Origin of the sequence: Cohnella rhizosphaerae (assembly GCF_029525575.1) — a bacterium.
GTDB classification, from domain to species: Bacteria; Bacillota; Bacilli; order Paenibacillales; family Paenibacillaceae; genus Cohnella; species Cohnella rhizosphaerae.
Window position 1 is genome coordinate 775332 of the sequence record NZ_JAPDIA010000003.1, and the last position, 21306, is coordinate 796637.

General features: G+C 62.2%; 14 protein-coding genes and 2 pseudogenes. All 16 read left to right on the forward strand.

Annotated features, from left to right (window positions below; genetic code table 11):
• Positions 1-4: 4 nt before the first annotated feature.
• A pseudogene (locus OMP40_RS41390) lies at positions 5-439 on the forward strand (cache domain-containing protein); the annotation flags it as partial.
• Between the two features lie 115 nt (positions 440-554).
• Complete coding sequence (locus OMP40_RS09235) at positions 555-1625, forward strand: methyl-accepting chemotaxis protein (RefSeq protein WP_277530843.1); 1071 nt, start codon at positions 555-557, stop codon at positions 1623-1625.
• A gap of 48 nt (positions 1626-1673) precedes the next feature.
• On the forward strand, positions 1674-2096 hold the full coding sequence (locus tag OMP40_RS09240) for a chemotaxis protein CheW (protein ID WP_217594171.1): 423 nt from the start codon (positions 1674-1676) through the stop codon (positions 2094-2096).
• A 14-nt stretch (positions 2097-2110) separates the two neighbouring features.
• Complete coding sequence (locus tag OMP40_RS09245) at positions 2111-4276, forward strand: chemotaxis protein CheA (RefSeq protein ID WP_277530846.1); 2166 nt, start codon at positions 2111-2113, stop codon at positions 4274-4276.
• Positions 4277-4304: 28 nt separating this feature from the next.
• On the forward strand, positions 4305-5903 hold the full coding sequence (locus OMP40_RS09250; RefSeq protein ID WP_277530848.1) for a methyl-accepting chemotaxis protein: 1599 nt from the start codon (positions 4305-4307) through the stop codon (positions 5901-5903).
• A gap of 16 nt (positions 5904-5919) precedes the next feature.
• A pseudogene (locus OMP40_RS09255) lies at positions 5920-6579 on the forward strand (CheR family methyltransferase); the annotation flags it as partial.
• Positions 6580-6750: 171 nt separating this feature from the next.
• Positions 6751-7827, forward strand: coding sequence for a protein-glutamate methylesterase/protein-glutamine glutaminase (locus OMP40_RS09260; protein WP_277533070.1), 1077 nt, complete (start codon positions 6751-6753; stop codon positions 7825-7827).
• Between the two features lie 428 nt (positions 7828-8255).
• A complete protein-coding gene (locus tag OMP40_RS09265) occupies positions 8256-10175 on the forward strand; it encodes a PAS domain-containing sensor histidine kinase (RefSeq protein ID WP_277530851.1) in 1920 nt (639 codons plus the stop codon).
• A gap of 27 nt (positions 10176-10202) precedes the next feature.
• Positions 10203-10910, forward strand: coding sequence for a response regulator (locus OMP40_RS09270; protein WP_277530854.1), 708 nt, complete (start codon positions 10203-10205; stop codon positions 10908-10910).
• 122 nt (positions 10911-11032) lie between these two features.
• The gene (locus OMP40_RS09275) at positions 11033-11983 is read left to right on the forward strand and encodes a ring-cleaving dioxygenase (protein WP_277530855.1); all 951 of its coding nucleotides are present in this window, start codon (positions 11033-11035) and stop codon (positions 11981-11983) included.
• Positions 11984-12058: 75 nt separating this feature from the next.
• Positions 12059-12670, forward strand: a complete 612-nt coding sequence (locus tag OMP40_RS09280; RefSeq protein WP_277530857.1) for a flavin reductase family protein — start codon at positions 12059-12061, stop codon at positions 12668-12670.
• A gap of 1708 nt (positions 12671-14378) precedes the next feature.
• Complete coding sequence (locus OMP40_RS09285; RefSeq protein WP_277530859.1) at positions 14379-15425, forward strand: DUF4917 family protein; 1047 nt, start codon at positions 14379-14381, stop codon at positions 15423-15425.
• 168 nt (positions 15426-15593) lie between these two features.
• Entirely contained in the window at positions 15594-16793 is a 1200-nt protein-coding gene (locus OMP40_RS09290; protein WP_277530860.1) for a glycosyltransferase WbsX family protein, read from the forward strand.
• Positions 16794-17461: 668 nt separating this feature from the next.
• Positions 17462-18403 carry a hypothetical protein gene (locus OMP40_RS09295; RefSeq protein ID WP_277530862.1) on the forward strand — a complete coding sequence of 314 codons (942 nt, stop codon included), beginning with the start codon at positions 17462-17464 and terminating at the stop codon, positions 18401-18403.
• Positions 18397-19401, forward strand: coding sequence for a DUF4432 family protein (locus OMP40_RS09300; protein WP_277530864.1), 1005 nt, complete (start codon positions 18397-18399; stop codon positions 19399-19401). Before OMP40_RS09295 ends, OMP40_RS09300 begins: the two co-directional genes overlap by 7 nt.
• Positions 19402-19666: 265 nt before the next feature.
• Positions 19667-21031 carry an ABC transporter substrate-binding protein gene (locus OMP40_RS09305; protein WP_277530866.1) on the forward strand — a complete coding sequence of 455 codons (1365 nt, stop codon included), beginning with the start codon at positions 19667-19669 and terminating at the stop codon, positions 21029-21031.
• Positions 21032-21306: the final 275 nt, after the last annotated feature.

Consider the following 21306-nt stretch of genomic DNA (forward strand, 5'->3'; position numbering starts at 1 on the left):
GCTCATGAGCGCAAAGCTGCTCGCGGGAGGCGATCCGACTAGAGCGGAGACGCTGCTCGCGCCTTTCCAGGCAGCCAAGCCCATTTACGGAAACGTCGTCTTCGGCACGACGGAGGGACTGGCGGCGTTCGTGCCGCCCTCCGAAAAGCCCGCGGGTTACGACCCGCGCGAGCGGGACTGGTACAAGGAGGCGATGGAACATCCGGGCGCCGCGGTCGTCTCCAGCCCGATGGTATCGGCCTCGAACGGCGAGATGATCGTCGTCATTGCCAAGACCGTCCCCGACGGCTCGGGCGTCGTAGGCGCGATGGTCGGGCTGAAAGGGTTCAGCGAGCAGATGAAGCAGTTCACCGTCGGAGAGCGGGGGTATGTGTTCGTCCTCGACGAGAACGGCAATTACCTCGCCCATCCTACCCAAAAGCTTGGGAGCAAGAACACGAACAGCTACGTCGAGCAGGTGTACGGCACCGATAGCGGCGTCGTGGACTATACGCTGGAAGGCGTAAAAAAAAGAAGCGGCATACGCGACGAACGAGCTCACGGGATGGAAAATCATGGGCGCGATCGAGCTGTCGGAGATTTCGGACGCGACGCGCGGCATTTTGTATACGACGATCATCGTCATCGCGGTTACGGCGCTCATCGGTTTTCTGCTGGCGTACGGGCTGATCCGTTCGATCAGCGCGCCGCTGAAGCGGCTGATGCAGGCGACGGAGCGGATCGCGGACGGCGACCTGACGGAGGAAGTGCCGGTTCGGAGCAAGGACGAGCTCGGCCAGCTCTCGTCGGCCGTCAATCGCATGATTGCCAAGCTCAGAACGCTGATCGGCGACGTGGTGCGTTCCTCCGAGAGCGTCGCGGCTTCGTCGGAGCAGATCTCGGCGAGCACGTACGAGATTGCCAGCGGCACGAACGTGCAGTCCGAGGCGGCCGTGGACATTCGGGAGCGATTCGGCGAGCTGTCGGCCGCGATCGCGGCCGTCGCCGAAGGCGCGGAGGCGGCAGCGCTGCTGGCGTCGCAAACTTCGGTCATCGCCCGGGACGGCGGGACCGTCGTCAACCGGTCCGTGGCCAGCATGGGACAGGTCAGCAAGCAGGTTGCGCATCTGGCCGAGGATAGCGCCAAGATCGGCGAGATCCTCGAGGTGATCGGCGACATTGCCGAGCAGACGAACCTGCTGGCGCTGAACGCGGCGATCGAGGCCGCGCGCGCCGGCGACCAGGGACGCGGCTTCGCCGTCGTCGCCGACGAAGTCCGCAAGCTTGCGGAGCGCAGCGGCGAAGCGACCAAGCAAATCTCGGCGATCATCAAGGCCATGCAGCGGAATACCGAGCGCAGCGTAGAGGCTGTTGCCGAGGGCGTGAGCCATTCGAAGGAGACGGGCGAAGCGTTCGAACGCATTCTGTCGATGGTGTCCGCCACGGAGGGCAAGGTCGGGGAGATCGCGGCCGCCAGCGAAGAGCAGGCCGCGCAGTCCGACGAAGTCAGACGCTCGATCGAGAGCATCTCCGCCGCCAGCGAGGAGGCCGCGGCCGCTTCGGAGGAGACCGCGTCGACTTCCCGGTCGCTCGCGCAGCTCGCCGAACGGCTGCACGAGTCCGCTTCCGTCTTTAAGGTCGACTGACATGCCGCCGCGATTCGCGGAAGCCAACATAGAGGGGAGCATCGGGCCATGACGGCACAAGAACAGTACGTGGAGTTCGGCATCGAACGCGAGCAGTACGCCATTCGCATTCAGGACATCCACGAGATCATCAAAATGCAGGATATTACGCATATCCCCGGCGTTATGCCGTACGTCAAAGGGGTCATCAACCTGCGGGGCAAGATCGTGCCGGTGCTCAGCCTGCGCGACCTGTTCGGGATGGAGGAGCAGCCTTATACGAAGCAGACGCGCATCGTCGTCGTGAACCATGCCGTCGACACGGTCGGCATCATCGTCGACCGCGTGAGCAAAGTGACGACGTTTAACGACATTCAGGCGCCGCAGGGGCGCTTCGGCGGACTCGACGGACGGCTTTTCACGGGGATCGGGCTGACGAGCGGCGGGTTGGTCGGCATCCTGCAGCTGGAGGAAGTTCTGCTTCAAGACTAGGGGGGATGCCGAGCATGCTGTCTGAATACAAAGAAGTATTTCTGGAAGAGCTGGACGAGCAGCTTCAACTGATGGACGAGGTGATCATGCAGCTGGAGCGGGATTGCGAATCCCGCGAGGTGATCCAAAGCCTGTTCCGCGCGGCGCATACGCTGAAGGGCTCGTCGGCCGCCATGGGCTTCGAGGAGATGAAGCGCCTGACGCACCGGATGGAGCACCTGCTCGATCTGGTCCGTTCCAAGGAAAAAACGGTGACGCCGCCGTTGATCGACCTGCTGTTCCGGGCGCTCGACAGCCTGAAGCTGATGAAGGAAGACATCGTGACGCAGGACTGCATCACCGTGGACGTCTCCGCATGCTTGCAGGCGCTCGAACGGTTCGGTTCGGAGGAAGCGGGCGGCGGCGTCCCCGTTACGGCGCCGTCGGCGGAGCAGGATGCGGGGCGTACCGCTTACGGGACGTCCGCCGCGGCCGCCGCCGCCGCCTCCGGATTCAAGTGGCCTGAGCTGTCCCTGTCGATCCGTCTTCATATGAAAAACGCGATCGGGCAGGGCCTTCGCCTTTATTGGGTGAGCGTCCGGCTCTCGCCGGATTGTTTCATTCAGGGCGCGAGGGCCTACGTCATACAGACGATGCTCGCGGAGTGGGGCGAAGTGCTCCTGGCCGCGCCCGATTACGAGAGCATCGGCGAGAGCGGGATGGAGACGCCGGAGCTGACGTATTTGTACGCGGGAACGCAGGAGTCGTCCGAGCTGGCCGCGATGACGGCTAATCTGGCCGACGTCGCGGGCGCGGATGCCGAGCCCGTGTCTCCCGAAGAGGCGGAGATGGACTATCGCGCGCACGGGGACGAGGAAGCCTCGCCCGAGCCGGAGCGGGAGCCGGTGTTGGTGTTGGTGCCGCCCGCGGCCGAGACGGCCGCGGCAGCCGAGTCCTTGATCCGGCAGCCCGCGTCGCCTCCGACCGCGCAGCAGCCAGCCGCGGCCGTCAAGTCCAAGGCGCAGACGATCCGCGTGAGCGTCGAGCGGCTCGACGATCTGATGAACCTCGTCGGAGAGCTCGTGATCGACCAGACGCGCATCCAGCAGGTGGCCCGCACGCAGCGCCGCCGTTTCCAGGACGACTCGGTCGGCGAGCTCGGACATATCGCGGACCATCTGTCGCGGATTATCGGCGATCTTCAGGAGAGCGTCATGAAGGCGAGGATGCTGCCGATCGAGCAACTGATGGGCCGATTCCCGCGAATGATCCGGGATCTCTCCCGGGATCTGGGCAAGGAGCTCGAGCTTGTCATGGAGGGACAGGACACCGAGCTTGACCGAACGCTCATCGAGGAGATCGCCGATCCGCTCATTCATCTGATCCGCAACGCCGTCGACCACGGCCTGGAGCTGCCCGAGGTCCGGGAGCGGGCGGGCAAATCCCGACAGGGTATCCTTCGCATCAAAGCCGCGCACGAGGACAATCAGGTCGTCATCTACGTCGAAGACGACGGCGCGGGCATCGATCCGGCCAAAATGCGGTCTTCCGCGGTCGGCAAAGGAATCATCTCGCAGGAGGAAGCGGACGCTCTGGGCGACCGGGAGGCGATCGATCTGATCTTCCGCCCCGGATTCTCCACGGCGCAGCGGGTGAGCGACGTCTCCGGACGCGGCGTCGGGATGGACATCGTCGCCAGCCATATCGAAAAGCTGAACGGCATGATCGATATCCGTTCGGAGCTCGGCCGCGGGACGTCGTTCAAGATCAAGCTGCCGCTGACGCTGGCGATCATCGTCGGGCTGCTGGTCAAATGCAACGGCCAGACGTTGATCGTGCCGATGAGCAACATCGCGGAGATCGTGCGCGTCCCCGCGGAAGAGATCCGCTCGGTCCGCGGCCAGCCCGTCGTCCTGATCCGCAACCAGGTCATTCCGGTCGCGGATATTCGCGACAGGTTCGGCGTTTCCGGAACGAACGACGGCCGGAAGCATATCCCGCTGGTCATCATCGGCTCCGCAGAGAAGCGCCTTGCCTTGACGGTGGACGAGCTCATCGGCAATCAGGAGATCGTCATCAAATCGCTCGGCGCCTATATCGGCAAAGTGGAGGGCATCGCCGGGGCGACGATCCTGGGCGACGGCAGCGTGGCCCTGATCCTGGAGGTATCGTCCCTGTTCGGCAAGGCGGCGGTTCGATGAAAGGTTAACGAAAACGGAGGGAACACCTATGAGATGGTTCGGACATTTGAACATATCCTTCAAGCTGGGCATCGCCTTCGCGCTGATGGCCGTGCTGTTGGTCTTTACCGGAACGACGGGGCTGAGTCAGCTCGGCAAAATGAACGACGCGCTCGGCAACCTGTACGATAACAACCTGGTCCCGATTGCAAACTTATCCGGGGCCCAGGCGAAGTACGAGCTGATCGCCGTCAATATTCGCGACTATCGTACATTCGGCGATAACGCCCAGAAAAAGAAGCAATACGAAAACAATATAACGGACGCCGAGGCGGAGGTCATTCGCCAGGTCGATGTATATCGCGGGACAAAAATAACGCCTCCGGAGGTTGAGCTTCTCGCTCAATTCGATTCGGTCTGGCAGGCTTACCAGAACAAGCTGCAGGAAGCGCTGCAGCTGGCAAGCAGCGAGCAATCCGAAGCATTTGAGACGCTGCTGCAAGGTGATCTGAAGAATCAAGGCGACGCGGTGTCTCAAAAACTCAAGGACCTTGTCGCGCTGAATACCAAGATCGCGAACGATACGAGCGACAGCGGCGATCGCATGTACGCGTCGTCCCGCCGGGCGACGCTCGCCGTGATCGCGGCCGCGCTGCTGCTGAGCGTGGCGCTCGGCTTCTATATCTCGCGGCACATCTCCCGTCCGCTTCGCCGTACGGTCGAGCTTGTCGGCCGCGTGGCGCAGGGCGACCTGCGGGAGACCTCGGACATCGATACGCGGGACGAGGTAGGCAGGCTGGCCGCTTCGGTCAATCGGATGATCGAGGATCTGCGGGGGACGGTCGGGCGCATTCAGTACTCCGCCGAAAACGTCTCCTCGGCCACGCAGCAAATATCCGCGAGCACGGAAGAGATCGCGGGCGGCAGCTCCAGCCAGGCGAACTCCGCGCAGACGATGACCGAGCTGTTCAAGGAGCTGTCGGAGGCGATCGGCTCGGTCGCGAGAAGCGCCGAGCACGCTTCGGATCTGTCCAACGCGGCGATGGCGATCGCGCAGGACGGCAGCCGCGTCGTCGAAGCTTCGATCCAGGGCATGAACGAAGTGAACGAGCAGATGGCCCGGCTGGCGCAAGATTCAGAGCAGGTCGGCGAGATCGTATCGGTCATCGACGATATCGCCGAGCAGACCAATCTGCTCGCGTTGAATGCGGCGATCGAAGCTGCGCGCGCGGGCGATCAAGGCCGCGGCTTCGCCGTCGTGGCGGACGAGGTGCGCAAGCTCGCCGAGCGAAGCGGGGAAGCGACCAAGCAGATCGCGCAGATCGTCAAGGGCATGCAGGCGAATACCCGGCGCAGCGAAGAGGCGGTGGCGAACGGGCTGGCGGGATCCCGGCGATCGGGCGAAGCGTTCGGCGACATTCTCGCCAAAGTAAGCGAATCGGCTGGCCGGGTCGCGGAGATCGCGGCGGCGAGCGAGCAGCAGGCGGCGCAGTCGTCGGACATGATGGCGTCGATCGAGAGCATCTCCGCCGCCGCCGAGGAAGCCGCGGCGAGCAGTCAGGAGACGGCGGCGACCGCGCAGACGCTCGCAGGGCTCGCGGAAGAGCTGAATGCGTCGGTCGCGATGTTCCGCACGGACAAAGTTTAGAAAGGCGGGATGAACGATGGCGGCAGCGAAGGCCGACGATCTCGATTTTGCGCAGTTCGTCGCGAAGCTGAAGGGCAAGACCGGCATTGATTTGCTGCAGTATAAAGAGGACCAGATGCGCAGGCGGCTCGCCACGTTCAGGGACCGGCGGGGCTGCCGCACGTTTGGCGAGCTGTTCGAAGGCATGCTGCGCGACGCCGAGCTGTACGAGGAATTTCTCGACCGCATGACGATCAACGTCTCCGAGTTTTACCGCAATGCCAAACGCTGGGAGGCGCTGGAGAAAAAAATCATACCCGACCTGGCGGCGAGCCGCGGCAAGCTCCGCTGCTGGAGCGCGGCTTGTTCGACCGGCGACGAGCCCTATACGCTGTCGATCGTGCTCTCGGGCCTGCTCAAGCGGCATGAATACGAACTCCTGGCGACCGACATCGACAAGACGGCGATCAAAAGGGCGCGGGAAGGCCTGTATGGGCCTTCCTCGGTCCGGGAGGTGCCGAAGCCGGTCCTGAGCCGGCATTTCAAACTGACAGGGGAAACGTATGCGATATCCGACGAGATCAAGCGGAGCGTCACGTTCAAGCAGCACAATCTGCTGGCAGATCCGTACGAGCAGGGCTTCGACCTCATCGTGTGCCGCAACGTGCTCATTTATTTTACCGATGCCGCCAAGGAGAACGTTTTCAAAAATTTTGCCAAGTCGCTGAACAAAGGCGGGTATTTATTTATAGGGGGGGACCGAACAGGTCTTCCAGCCGGAACGCTACGGGCTCGAGACGACGGACGCCTTTTTTTTATCGCAAGACGTAAGGACCGCTCCGGCGGGGAAGGAAAGGAGAGAGGGGCCATGGCTGCGATCCGGGTGCTGGTGGTCGACGATTCGATCTTTATGCGCAAGCTGATCAAGCGCCTGCTCGAGGAAGACCCGGAGTTGTCCGTGCCGGGGGTGGCGACGAACGGCGCGGAAGCGGTGCGCATGACCCAGGAGCTCGTGCCGGACGTCGTCACGATGGACGTCGAGATGCCCGGCATGAACGGTCTGGACGCGGTATCCGCCATTATGAGGTCGCGTCCGGTGCCCATCGTCATGCTCAGCTCGCAGACGCAGGAGGGCGCGGCCGCGACGATCGACGCGCTGCGGCGGGGCGCCGTAGACTTCGTCGGCAAGCCTTCGGGCTCCACCTCATTCGACTTGTACAAAGTGAGGACGGAGCTGGTCGCAAAAGTCAAAGCGGCGTCCAAAACGCGAAAGACGGCGCTTAAGCTTCCGTCGGCGGCGGTGAATCCCGCCCCCAGAGGCGCAGCCGCCGGGGCGGTGCGCGAGGATGCGCCCGGCTTCAGGTCGTTCGGTCAGATCGTCGCGATCGGCACTTCGACCGGGGGGCCTCGCGCGCTGGATGCCGTTCTAACGGCTTTGCCGCCCGATTTCCGGTGCCCGGTGCTTGTCGTGCAGCACATGCCGCCTCGCTTCACCAAGTCGCTCGCCGAGCGCTTGAACGCCATTTGCGAGGTGCGCGTATCCGAAGCGGAGGATGGGGAGTCTTTGCGAGGAGGCCGGGTCTACATCGCGCCGGGCGACAAGCATCTGACGATCGCGGAGAAGGGCGGCGCGTATGTCGTGAAGCTCACGGAGGAGCCGCTGCGCAGCGGCCACCGTCCTTCCGTGGACGTGCTGTTCGAATCGGTAGCCCGCCTGTCCAGGTTGAAGCGTCATTACGTCATCATGACGGGCATGGGGCAGGATGGCGCGAAGGGCATGCTGCTGGCCAAGGAGCTCGGCGCGGCTTCGACGATCGCGGAGTCGCAGGAGACCTGCGTCGTGTACGGCATGCCCCGGTCCGCGGTCGAGCTAGGCTGCGTGGAGCATATCGTGCCGCTCGGGCGCATCGCCGACAAGATCGTTCAAGTCACAGGGAAGGACTGAGCGCGGCGGATGCCGACATGGAAGACTCGGGGAACAGGGCAGTGCGCGTCATGAAAAATGGCGCTGCACCGCCCTTTTTTCATGGCATGCAGGGCTCGTCCGAGGCTGGCCGACGGCATCGAGCGTTTGCGTTTTGAATCGTGGAAAAAAAAAGGATTACGATTTTTGTCGACTTTAAGCAAATGTTTAGCGCTACGGACTAAAATAATGTTCCCGGGATATCGAAATATAAAGAATAGTGTCGAAATTTGTTGTAAAAGAATTTGGTCCATATTACCAATGAGAATTTTACCATCCTGCTTTAGAATGTAGAAATATGGCGAGCGAGGAAGGGAATGCTTGTGAAAAAATCGCCTATCGTCTCTCATCGAGCGTCGGCCGCCCATCGGAATCGGTCCTACAGAAAAACGCCTCCGGCTGCGCAGGATATGGAACGAGTCAAAATGCGCCGCATCATGGACTCGTTAGGCGTGGCGATGTGTTCGTACGAGGCAGAGACGGGGCGCTGCGATTGTTTGTCCGATTCCGTGCTGTCGGTGACGGGATACGCCAAGGAACAGCTCCAAGACATGCGCGCGTGGGAACGAATCGTGCATCCGGACGATTTTGCCGTTTTTCTGGCGCTGGACATGACGGGCGCCGGGGCGAACGACCTGGAGTGCCGCATCTATCGTTCGGACGGAGAAATGCGTTGGCTTAACGTGTGCGTATCCTTTCCGACGGACGCAACGGGCCGCAAATTGATTAACGCGATCATTCGCGACGTGACCGGGGCCAAACTAGCGGGACGCGGTTCTTCGGCTGAACCGCCCCGTGCCGGCGCGAACGCGAGGGAAGCGCATGCCGTCGGAGGGATAGACCTTCGATTGATCGACCAGAGCCCGGACGCCATCATTTTGCATCGCGATTATCGGATCGAATACGCCAATCCTGCGGCGATGGCGCTGTTCGGCGCCAAGGGCGAACTGACGGAGGCCAGGCTTCTCGGGATGATTCATCCCGAAGGTTTGGACGAGGCGATCTCCCGTCTGTCGCAGGTATATCGCTCCGCCAGCACGAGCGCGCCGGCGGAGCAGCGGCTCGTGCGGATGGACGGTTCGTTCGTGGACGTCGAGGTTGTCACCGGTCCCGTGTCTTATAAGGGAAGCGTCGTTGCGATCTCGATCCTGCGCGACATTACCGAACTCAAGCAGGCGGAGCGTCAACGGCTGGAGACCGAGCGTCTGGTCCACGAGACCGGGGAGCTTTACAAGCGATTGCAAAATAGCCTGGACGTTTTCTCGAGCGCCCTGTTCGGTATGGTTAAAGTGTCCGAGATGGAAGGGCGCCTCATCGAAGTCGTGCGGGACGTGTTGACGACCGAGGCTGTCACCCTGGTGGAGGTTCGCCCCGACCGCCGCGGCGTCCTGCGCGCGGGCGCGCGGATTCCCCGCTGGCTTGCGGGGGCGCCCCGGGAGTGGAGCGCCGACTTGCCGCTGTGCCGCGTCGTCGATCGGTCGGAGGGCTACCTTATCCGGATCGGGGATATCCGCAGATCGGTCTACGTGCTGTGCGTGGGAGAGCGTCCCGAGCCGCTTCGGCTCGAGCAGGTCCGCATCTGGCTCGAGACGATCTGCCGTTATGTCAGCGTATTGTACGACAACTTCCTGGTCATCGAGGATTTGACCCGGGAGGTGGAGTCGGCATCGACGCAGGCGGCCGTACCGTCCAGACTGCTTCGGCTGCTGTTCCAGCTGAACGAGCACGAGCGCAAGCGGTTCGCCCAGGATCTGCACGACTCGGTGCTGCAGGAGCAGATCGTCTGGTATCGCAAGGCGGAGCAGATGATCGCGGAGCCCGCGCTGGATCCGGACACGCGGGACAAGCTTCAGTCGATCGCGGAGGGCATGCTCGACGTCATGTATCAGATACGCATGACGTGCATCGATCTGCGTCCGCCCATGCTGAAGGAAGCCGGTCTGTCTTCTTCGCTGGCGTCGCTGTTCGAGCTGACGCAGCTGCGCGCCGATTATGCGATCGACTACCAGCTCGGCGATATCGGGCAAGCGTTGTGCGAGGATCAGATGCTCGGCATTTACCGCGTCGTGCAAGAGCTGCTGGCGAACGCGTCCAAGCACTCGCGGGCGACGCGGGTGAAGATCTCGCTCGCGGCGTCGGCAGGCTTGATTCATTTGCACTACGAGGACAACGGCGTTGGCATGGACATCGAGAAAGCGGAGAGCGCGTTCGCGAGCATGGGCGTATACGGCATGAAGGAGCGCGTGCACAGCATGCGCGGCCAGATCGTCTTCTGCTCGGCCCCGAACGACGGGCTCTCCATCAGCATCCGCATTCCGGCTGCCGTCTAGACCGGGCTGCGACGGGAGGGCATTCATATGATAGAAGTGCTGACGGTAGACGACCATCCCTCGGTCATGGAAGGCACGAAGCTGCTGCTCGAGCAGGAAGGGGACATCCGGGTGCGCTTCGCGAATACGGCCGCCGCAGCGATCGATCTGCTGCAGCGGCTCCGGTTCGACGTGATCCTCGTCGATCTGCAGATGCCCGATATGAACGGGCTCGAGCTGTCGAAGCGCATGCTCGGCGTCCGGCCGGACGCGACGATCCTCATCTACACGGGTTTCGATTTCAAAAATCAATTTAACGTGATGGTCGAGTCGGGACTTTCCGGCTTCCTGCCCAAGACGGTGAACCGGGAGCAGCTCGTGACTGCCGTTCGTTGCGCGGCGCGCGGAGAGGCCGTACTCCCGCTCGAACTGCTCAGGCAGCTGAGACGCGCGAGCGAACCGCGGCCCGAGCCCCGCGTCGACCAGACGTGCGCGTCCGTGTCCGATAGGGATCGGCAGATTCTGACGGAGATCGCCAGGGGCAGGAGCAACAAAGAAATCGCGCAAGCGCTGCTGATCAGCCAGCGGTCGCTCGAATACGCGCTGACGGATCTTTTTCACAAGCTGAAGGTCAAATCGAGAGTCGAGGCCGTCATCAAGGCGGGCCAGCTTGGCATCGTGGACGAGGGAGAGCGCGGCGCGCAGCGACGGGCCGATCATTCTTTCGTCGCGCAAACCGGCCTGGATGCGATATAAAGATCGCCTCGCTCAAATCCCCGCTTGCAATCGCGGGGGATGTTGCTGTATATTTATCTTAAATTAAAGATAAATAATTTAAAGATATAAGGAATCGCCGACAGGCGAAGGAGACGATAGCGATGACCCAGAAAACGGCAGGCATTCACCACATTACCGCATTCGTTCGCAACGCGCAGGAAAACGTCGACTTTTACGCAGGCGTACTCGGGCTTAGACTCGTGAAGAAGACGGTTAACTTCGACGGCCCGGAGGTCTATCACCTTTATTTCGGCAATGAGAGCGGGAGTCCCGGCACGGCGATTACGTTTTTTCCGTTCGAGCACGGCCGCAAGGGGCTGATCGGCGGCGGCCAGGTCGGTTGGTCGACGTTCGCGGTGCCGGTCGGCGCGCTCGCCTTCTGGGAAGAACGCCTGACGAAGCTTGGGATCGCCTTCGAACGGACGACGCGGTTCGGAGAGACCTTCCTGCGATTCCGCGACCGCGACGAGCTGCAGCTCGAACTGGTCGAGCGCGAGCGGGGCGCGCCGAGCAAGTGGTCGTTCGGCGGGGTGCCGGCGGATAAGGCGATCAAGGGACTTGGCGGCGCCGTCCTGTTCAGCCTTGCGCCCGACAAGACGATGACGGCGCTGCAGGAGCTGCTCGGGCTCGAAAAGGTCGGCTCGGAAGGCGGCCTCGCCCGGTTTCGCGCGTACGGGGAGCTGGGCAATATCGTCGAGGTGCGGGAGGAGGCGGTGCCGGGCGGTCACGGCGGCGCAGGCACGGTGCACCATATCGCCTGGCGCGCGAAGAACGACGAGGATCACCGCGTTTGGCGCGAGCGCGCGCTCGTGCACGGCTTTCAGCCGACGCCCTTTACCGATCGACAGTACTTCAACGCTATTTACTTCCGCGAGAGCGGGGGCATTCTGTTCGAGATCGCGACCGATCCGCCAGGCTTCGCCCGCGACGAGCCGATCGAGGGACTCGGCGAGCGGCTGATGCTGCCCGAATGGTTCGAGCCAAGACGCGCCGAGCTTGCAGCCGTGCTGCCGCCGATCGAGGTTCGCGTGCTGGATGCCGATCGGGCATAATGATGGATGCCAATGCTACGTAAGGGATGCCGCGCAGGCCGCGCATGACGGCCGCGGCGAAGGGAGAGAACAAGCATGATCGCGATCGATCCGTCCGAACAAACCGAACGGGACAACTACAAGCTTATGATCGGAAGCATCGTGCCGCGCCCGATCGCGCTAATGACGACGCTGTCGGCAGACGGGGTCGTGAACGCGGCGCCGTTCAGCTACTTCAACATCGTGACCGCGAATCCGCCGATGGTGTCGATATCGGTCCAGCGCAAGGGCGGGGTTCAAAAGGACAGCGCGCGCAACGCCGTGGCGACCGGCAGCTTCGTCGTTCACGTCACCGACGAGTCGAACGTGCGCGCGGCGAACCTGGCGGCTGCGAATCTGCCGCCGGAGGCGAGCGAGCTGGACTTTGCCGGCTTCACCGCCGTGCCGAGCAGCGCCGTGCCCGTGCCGGGGCTCGCCGAGGCGAAGATCCGGATGGAGTGCGTGCTTGAGCGCGCCTATCCGTTGGGCGGAACGGACGACGCGCCGGCCTGCGACCTGCTGATCGGACGCGTCGTCCGCTTCCACGTCGCCGACGAGCTGCTCAGCGACGGCAGAATCGACGCGCAGCGGCTCCAGCCGGTCAGCCGGCTGGCCGGCAACGCGTACGCGAAGCTGGGCGAGGCGTTCTCGCTGGATCGGCCGGAGTAAGGGAGCGAGCAGGCGAGATTGCCGCGGCTAGGTGAGCGAAGTGCTGCCGAGGGAAAGCACATGCGGGAGTAGGCGCGGCTGAGGATGCGAAGTGCTGTCGAGGGAAAGCACATGCGGGAGTAGGCGCGGCTGAGGATGCGAAGTGCTGCCGAGGGAGAGCACACGCGGGCGTAGGCGCGGCCGAGGATGCGAAGTGCTGTCGATGGAAAGCACATGCGGGTGTAGGCGCGACTGAGGACGCGAAGTGCTGTCGAGGGAAAGCACATGCGGGTGTAGGTGCGGCGGAGGATGCGAAGTGCTGTCGAGGGAAAGCACATGCGGGTGTAGGTGCGGGTGAGGATGCGAAGTGCTGTCGAGGGAAAGCACATGCGGGTGTAGGTGCGGGTGAGGATGCGAAGTGCTGTCGAGGGAAAGCACATGCGTGCGTAGGCGCGGCTGAGGATGCGAAGTGCTGCCGAGGGAAAGCACATGCGGGCGTAGGCGCGGGTGAGGATGCGAAGTGCTGCCGAGGGAAAGCACATGCGGGAGTAAGCGCGGCCGAGGATGCGAAGTGCTGTCGAGGGAAAGCACATGCGTGCGTAGGCGCGGCGGAGGACGCGAAGTGCTGTCGATGGAAAGCACATGCGGGCATTGGCGCGGCTGAGGATGCGAAGTGCTGTCGATGGAAAGCACATGCGGGTGTAGGCGCGGCTGAGGATGCGAAGTGCTGTCGAGGGAAAGCACATGCGGGAGTAGGCGCGGCTGAGGATGCGAAGTGCTGTCGATGGAAAGCACATTCGGGAGTAGGCGCGGCGGAGGACGCGAAGTGCTGTCGATGGAAAGCACATGCGGGTGTAGGCGCGGCTGAGGATGCGAAGTGCTGCCGAGGAAAGCACATGCGGGAGTAGGCGCGGCTGAGGATGCGAAGTGCTGTCGATGGAAAGCACATGCGGGCGTAGGCGCGGCTGAGGATGCGAAGTGCTGTCGAGGGAAAGCACATGCGTGCGTAGGCGCGGCCGAGGATGCGAAGTGCTGCCGAGGGAAAGCACATGCGGGAGTAGGCGCGGCTGAGGATGCGAAGTGCTGTCGAGGGAAAGCACATGCGGGTGTAGGCGTGGCTGAGGATGCGAAGTGCTGCCGAGGGAAAGCACATGCGGGCGTAGGCGCGGCGGAGGATGCGAAGTGCTGTCGAGGGAAAGCACATGCGGGCGTAGGCGCGGCTGAGGATGCGAAGTGCTGTCGAGGGAAAGCACATGCGGGAGTAGGCGCGGCTGAGGATGCGAAGTGCTGTCGATGGAAAGCACATGCGGGAGTAGGCGCGGCGGAGGATGCGAAGTGCTGTCGATGGAAAGCACATGCGGGAGTAGGCGCGGCTGAGGATGCGAAGTGCTGCCGATGGAAAGCACATGCGGGTGTAGGCGCGGCTGAGGATGCGAAGTGCTGTCGAGGGAAAGCACACGCGGGCGTAGGCGCGGCGGAGGATGCGAAGTGCTGTCGAGGGAAAGCACATGCGGGCGTAGGCGCGGCCGAGGATGCGAAGTGCTGTCGAGGGAAAGCACATGCGGGCATTGGCGCGGCTGAGGATGCGAAATGCTGCCGATGGAAAGCACATGCGGGCATCTATGCGTGATCGTCCGGAAAGCATGGCGTCTCCCTGTCTGGTATACTCGAATCGAAGCCCGGCATCGCCGGGAACCTAGATTCCGAGGATGCCGGGGGGAGGCGCCATATGTCTTTTCGCTACGAGATGTATGCTTATCGGGATATCCAGGAAGCGCATACAGATGGGCTGCTGGCGGGCAACGGGCTGTCGATCTCCTATTCGCCGCGGTTCAGCTACGGCTCGCTCTTCCAGGCCGCGACGCCATTCATGGAGGAGACCGTGTCCGCGATCTTCCGGGCGCTCGGCACGACCAACTTCGAACTGGCGCTGCGCGAGATCAACCAGGCGATCAGCCTGAACGGGCTCGTGGGCAACGCCAGCGGCAGACTGCCGGACCTCTACGCGGATATCCGGCACGCGCTCGTCCGGGTCGTGCAGCAGGTGCATCCCGAGAAGACGGACATCGACACGCCCGCAGGCGCGCAGGCTGCGGAGGGCCGCAGGCATGGCAGACTCGCCGAGCTGGGCGTGCAGCTTGCCCGGTTCAAGGCGATTTTCACCACTTCCTACGACCTGATTCCGTACTGGGCCATCATGACCGCGCCGTCTTCCTTCAAGGATTACTTCTTCGACTGCCTCTTCTCGTCCGAGGTGCCGGAGAAGTACCTGGAGCGCATTCCGCTTCATTTCCTGCACGGCGCGCTGCACCTGTACACGGAGGACAAGCGCACGCGCAAGATCGTGGCCGAGAGCCGCCACCTCACGCTGCCGCGCACGCTCGACCAGCTGTACCGGAGCGGGGACGCGGTGCCGCTTTTCGTATCCGAAGGGCTGAGCCGCCACAAGATGTCGCGCATTTTGGAAAACGAGTACCTCTCGTTTTGTTACGACAGCCTGAAGCGCCAGTCCGGCGGGCTCACGGTATTCGGCCTGTCGTTCGACGGGGACGAGCATATCGTCCAGGCCGTCCGGGAGTCGGCGCTAAGACGCATTGCAATAGGCATTTATACGCCGGGAATGAGCCCCGAAGCGATCATGCTCGAGCAGGCGAGGTATGCAGGCAAGTTCGGAAGCGACCGCGAGCTGGTGTTTTTCGACTCGGCCACGTTCGGGGGAGGCGGGAGAGGATCGCGCCGGCGGCGCTTAAGGGCGCCGCCGGCAAGTTCTAAATGAACGGAAAGCGCGTATAAATGAAAGCGTTGACACCTTGGCGGACGGGTGATAAGATCAATGTGAAACGGTTCATTATTTATTCTGTTCATCGCTATTCGGAGAATATTTTTTTTATGTAAATAATGAATCGGTTCATTTTCAAAAACGAAGATTCAAGGGGTTGTTTGAATGAGCGACCGAAACGCGCGGTTCGACGTGGCGGCCATTTATTTTCCAAGCTGGCACGTCGATCCCCGTAACGAAAAGCTGCACGGCAAAGGCTGGACGGAATGGGAGCTGGTCGAAAAAGCCCGTCCGTTGTACGAGGGCCATCGTCAGCCCAGGGTTCCGGCCTGGGGCCGCTTCGACGAGGCGAGCGTCGAATACGCCGAGCGCCAGATCGACCTCGCGGCCGATTACGGGATTACCGTTTTCCATGTCGACTGGTACTGGTACGAAGGCGGCCCTTACCTGAACCGTCCGCTGGACGAAGCGCTCCTGCGCGCCTCCAATAACCATCGCATGAAGTTCGGCATCATGTGGGCCAATCACGACTGGAAGCATATTTTCCCCATGCCGCGTTCCAAGGAAAAAGCGATGATCTTCCCGAGCGAATACGACGACAAGGCGATGGAGGGGCTTGTCGACGAGTGGATCGAGAAGTACTTGAGCCATCCGCGCATTTGGACGATCGAGGGCAAGCCCGTCGTCTCGATCTTCGATCTGAACGACATGGTCGGCAAGATCGGCATCGAAGGCGCCAAGCGGCTGCTGGACCGGTTCGATGAGAGGATGAGCCGCGCCGGACTGCCAGGCTTGCACTGGAATGTCATGGGCTTTTACCACGAGGCGGAAGATCGGCTGGAGGAGCTCGGCATCGCCAGCGCGACGAACTATCAGACGATCTGGGACGAGAAGTACGGCGCGAACATCGGCGATCCGGAAAACGTGTTCGATCCCCGCGCGCCAAAGCGGCAGAACTTCGCGGACAGCTTGCCGAGGGCGGAGGCGCATTGGGAAAAGATGGCGGGCAAGCTGCGCATTCCGTACTATCCGATCCTGACGCAAGGGTGGGACTCCTCGCCCCGGGGAGAGCCATTCGCGGGTGCAGGCGCGATCATGGAGGGCTACCCTTGGTACCCGGTCGTGGAGAACAACACGCCGGAGAATTTCGAGCGGGCCGCCCGGCTGGCGCGGGACTTTGCTCTGCGCCAGCCGTACGCGCACAAGATCGTCTACGTGAACGCCTGGAACGAATGGACCGAGGGCAGCTACCTGCTGCCGGATACCGAGTACGGCCATGCGTATCTGGAAGCGATCAAGCGGGTGTTCGGAGCGCCGGCGACAGTCGGGTCGGCGACGAAGGGAGGCGCGGCAAGCGATGCGTAAAAACAAGCTCGACTGTATCGGCGGGATCGTCGGCAATCCGGAAGCGCTGGAGAACGAGTGGAACGACGAGCAGATGGCGGCCCTGCAAGGGCTCGGCATCAATCTGCTTCAGCTGAATCTGGGCTGGGGAGGCCGTCCCGGCGGCGAAGTGCTGAACATGGAGGACATCGACGACGAAAAGCGGGCGCAGTTCCGGTTCCGCATCGCACAGGCGAAGAATCACGGGATGCGCGTTATGCCTCACTTCGGCGTTCCGCAGCTGAGGAACGTCAAGGAAGGCTACTCCGTCATCACGCCGGCGTGCATCCAGGACTCGCAGGTCATCGCCAATTATACGGAGCGGCTGATCGCGTTTTTGCGGGAGTTTCCCGAGATCGCCGACGTGATGATTTACACCTTTGACCAGGATTCTTGGCTGTGCAGCGAATTCGGCGATTGCCCGCTGTGCGCCGGCGTACCGTTGCACGAACGGCTTGCCGCACTTCCTGAACGCGATGCAGGACGCGCTTCAGCAGGGCAGGGAAGAGGCGCGGCTCTGGTGGCAGCCCTGGGAGATCTCGGCGGGCCAGACCTATCGGATCATGCAGGCGGTTCGTCCCGAACGCTTTGGCATTATCATCAACAATTCGATCGCGGAGACGTATCCGACCAACAACTCGGATCTGTGGGTGCGCAACACGATTCGCATCGCGGCCGAGCGAGGCATCCCGGTCATCGGGGAAATACAGTTCACCGGCTGCCAGATCGGCTGCCATTCGGTGCAGAAGCTGCCTTGTCCGGAGCTGGTCTACGAGCAGGCCGAAGCGTTCCGCGGGATTGACGGCGTGGTCGGCATCAGGGAGCACTTCGGCATCGCGGTGTCCAGGATGTCGGTCAACACCGACCTGTTCAGGGAGTACGTGAAAAATCCCGAGGCTCCGCTGTCGGATCTGCTTGCCGCGGTGGCTGCCGGATACGGGCCGAACGCGACGGATGAACTGCTGGCGGCCTGGAATCTATCCTCGAGGGCCGTGAGGTACATCCCTTTCGACGCAAGCTACAGCTTCTGCAACCTGACGCACAAGCCGGCCAAGCACGACTGGGATGCCGCGACCGTACCCGCCTGGCACTGGGATACGCCCGCCTGGGAAGCCAACCGACGCGCCTTTTACATGATAACGCATGCGACGGCGATCCACCCGTGGATGCTCGAAGACCTGGGGCTGCGAATGGGCGAGGCTGCGAATTATTTCCGTGAGGCCGTGAAGCTGTTGGAGCGCGCGCTGGACAAAGGCGTAGAGAAGGCGGACGACGTCCGCGACCAGATCGCGGACCTGAACAAGCTGGCGTCTTCGCTCCGCGGATCGTCGCTGCATTATCTTGAGACGATCGCCGCCTACGACGTGCGGGTAGCGCTGAAGCAAGGGGATCGCGAGAAATACGGAAAAGCCTGCGAACGACTCGGACGCCTGCTCGACGAAGATCTGGCCAATCAGGACGGCGACGAGGAGATGCGAGAGGTCAGGGAACGGTTCGCCGCGGACCCCGAGACCTGGGTCCGGCTGAATCTGCAGCAGCCTTACCGCTATGACAATCCGGTGAAGCTGGAGACGTTCGATCAACGATGGTAATGGAGGCGCGCGCGACTCGGATTCACGGCAGCGCGGTCGTCACGCTCGCGAACGATCGGCTGTCGGTTACGATCGTCCCGGGCAAAGGCGCGGATATCGTGAGCCTGATCCACCTGGCGAGCGGCACCGAGCTGCTCTGGCGATCGCCCGCCGGGCTGGATGCGCTCTCGGCGCCGAATGCGGCAGGCAGCGTTCGCTATGTCGGAGGCTGGATCGAGGCGTTCCCGAACGCTTGGAGCGGCTGCACGCACCGCGGCCGAGCGCTGTCCGGGTACGGCGACGTTTGGCAGCTGCCTTGGGAATATCGCATCGAGCGTATTGGCGCTGGCGATGACGCGGGCGCTGTCGAGGAGATTCGGGCGGTATGCGCCGTACAGAGCCGGGAGCTGCCGCTTCGACTGATCCGGACGGTCTCCCTGCGGAGCGGCTGCTCCGTCGTTAGGATCGACGAGACAGTTTTGAATACCGGCGATGAGACCGTCGATTTTACGTGGGGCCATCATCCGAATCTGGGGCGTCCGTTTCTGGACGAGAGCTGCGTCATTGACCTGCCGCCGTGCGAGATCTGGAGGGACGGCCGCAAGACGGGCGCATGGCCTTACCTGCAAGGACCGGAAGGGCCGGAGGATCTGCGCCTCGTGCCGCCGTACGGGACTTCGAGGGAGAACAGGCAGATCCTTCTGCGCCGCTTGGCAGCGAGCGAGGCGACAGTGCGGAATACGGCGAGCGGCTTATCCTTCAGGCTATCGTGGGACGGCGCGACCTTCCCCGACCTGCTGCTCTGGCGGGCGTTCGATATCGGACCGTCGGAGACGTTCGGGGACGGCCAGATCGTCTGTCTGTTCCCCAAGCGAAGCCATAGCAACGTGGCGGAGGCGGCTGCCGCAGGCGAAGCGTTGACGCTGGCGCCCGGCGAGACCAAGAGCGTCTGGATCGAAGCGGGGGTGATGCGGGAGCAGGTCTGCCTCGGTAGTGAACCGATTCATAAAATCGATTGACAGGCATCGAGGGCCGATGCTAGTATGTTCACATCTTGGCGAGTCGCTCGCATCTTTAAACAAGAGCAGCGTATTGGAAAAAAATGAATCGTTTCACCATTTTCCGGTGAAGTGTAAGCGGTTACGGATCCACCTCTCTTCCGCTAATGGCCCAGAGATTGGCGTGTTGCCCGCCATAGCGGAATTTCTTCCGCTTTTGGCCCGGAGCGTGTTCGGCACCCGCCCACAAGGAACAACCATTTTAAATCCACGGGGGGAATCGAAAATGAGAAAAACACGTTCGACCGCCTTTTTCGTATTGACCGCTCTATTGTCGCTGTCGCTCGCCGCATGCAGCGGCTCGAACAACGGCAACGGCAACGCCGGCGCCAGCTCCTCCGCCCACGCCTCGAGCGCGGCTCCGTCTGCCGGTGGCAGCGCAAACCCGAGCGAAGCGCCGATCGAAGCCGACATCACCGTGATGCATTTCTGGTCCAACGCGGACGATACGATCAAGGAGATCGCCAAAAATTTCGAGCAAGAAAACCCCGGCATCCACGTGAAGGTAAACCTGTCGTCGGTCGCCAACCACTACACGGACCTGACCCAGCGCATCCAGTCCAACGATACCCCCGAGATCTTCACGGTATGGCCGGGCGCATCGGTCAACCCGTACTACGACAGCGGCGTGTTGGCCGACCTGTCCGACCTGCCTTGGGCAGGCGAGATCAACGATACTGCGAAGAAGATCTCCACCTACGACGGCAAGCTGGTGCTGGCGCCGGTCAATACGGCGATCATGGCGCTCGCCTACAACAAGGACGTGTTCGACCGCCTGGGCCTGCAGCCGCCGCAGAATTACGCCGACTTCGAGCATATTCTGCAGACGCTGAAGGACGATCCAGGCATCAAGACGCCTTTCATTAACGGCGCAGACTTCCTGCTCAACATCGCTTCCTTGCAGGCCGTCACCGACGTCTACGCCAAGCAGCCCGACTTCGACGCCAAGGTCAGCGTAGGCGAGGAAAAATTCAACAACGAGGCCTTCACCAACCTCTTCAAGCGCATGCTGATCGACTGGCCCGACAAAGGCTACGTGAACGGCAGCACGATGCTGAGCACGGACAGAATGTCCAAGGCCGTCCTGCAATTTATCGATGGGCAGGCGGGAATCATGGAGCTGGGCGGCTGGGATATTCCCGTGCTGAACCAGCTGGCGGACGGCAAGAAGATCAATGTCGGCATGTTCCCGTTCCCGGCGCAGGACGGCAAGGGCTCCGTGCTGGCGGCGGCGGGCGAAGCGTTCGCGATGAGCGCGAATGCGGCCGGCGCCAAGAAAGAAGCCGCCGTGAAATTTCTGAATTACCTGATGAACGACGAGAACAACGCCAAGATCTGCGCCGCTATCAACAGCCTGTCGGCCAAGCAGAACGTGAAGGCGGAGGTCGATCCGATCCTCGCCACCTTGTCGAATTATATGAACGCCGCGCCTACCTATGGCTTCATGACCTGGCCGATGGAAGTGCAGAACAATCTCAAAAATCTCGGCAACGTCATGCTGGAAAAGAAGGATGCGGACGCCAAGCTGAAGGTGCTGAACGCCGAGCTGCAGAACCTGCAAACCGCCTGGATGAGCGACGCGCAAAAGTAACCCGCTCCCGCCCTCTGCGCGCGCAGTCCGGCTTCGCGTCCGATTCCGGCCCGCGCGCGCTTTTTTCCATCACGCTTGCAAAGGAAGATTCAGGATGGGCACAAGAACGCGCCACAACCGCAAAGAAAAAATCGTAGAGCTGCTCTTTCTTTTGCCGGCCTTTCTTATCTTTACGGTCTTTTTTTGTCTATCCCAGCGGGACGTCGCTCTTCTATTCGTTCACCGACTGGAACGGCATCTCCAAAACCTTTCATTTCGTCGGCTTCGACAACTAT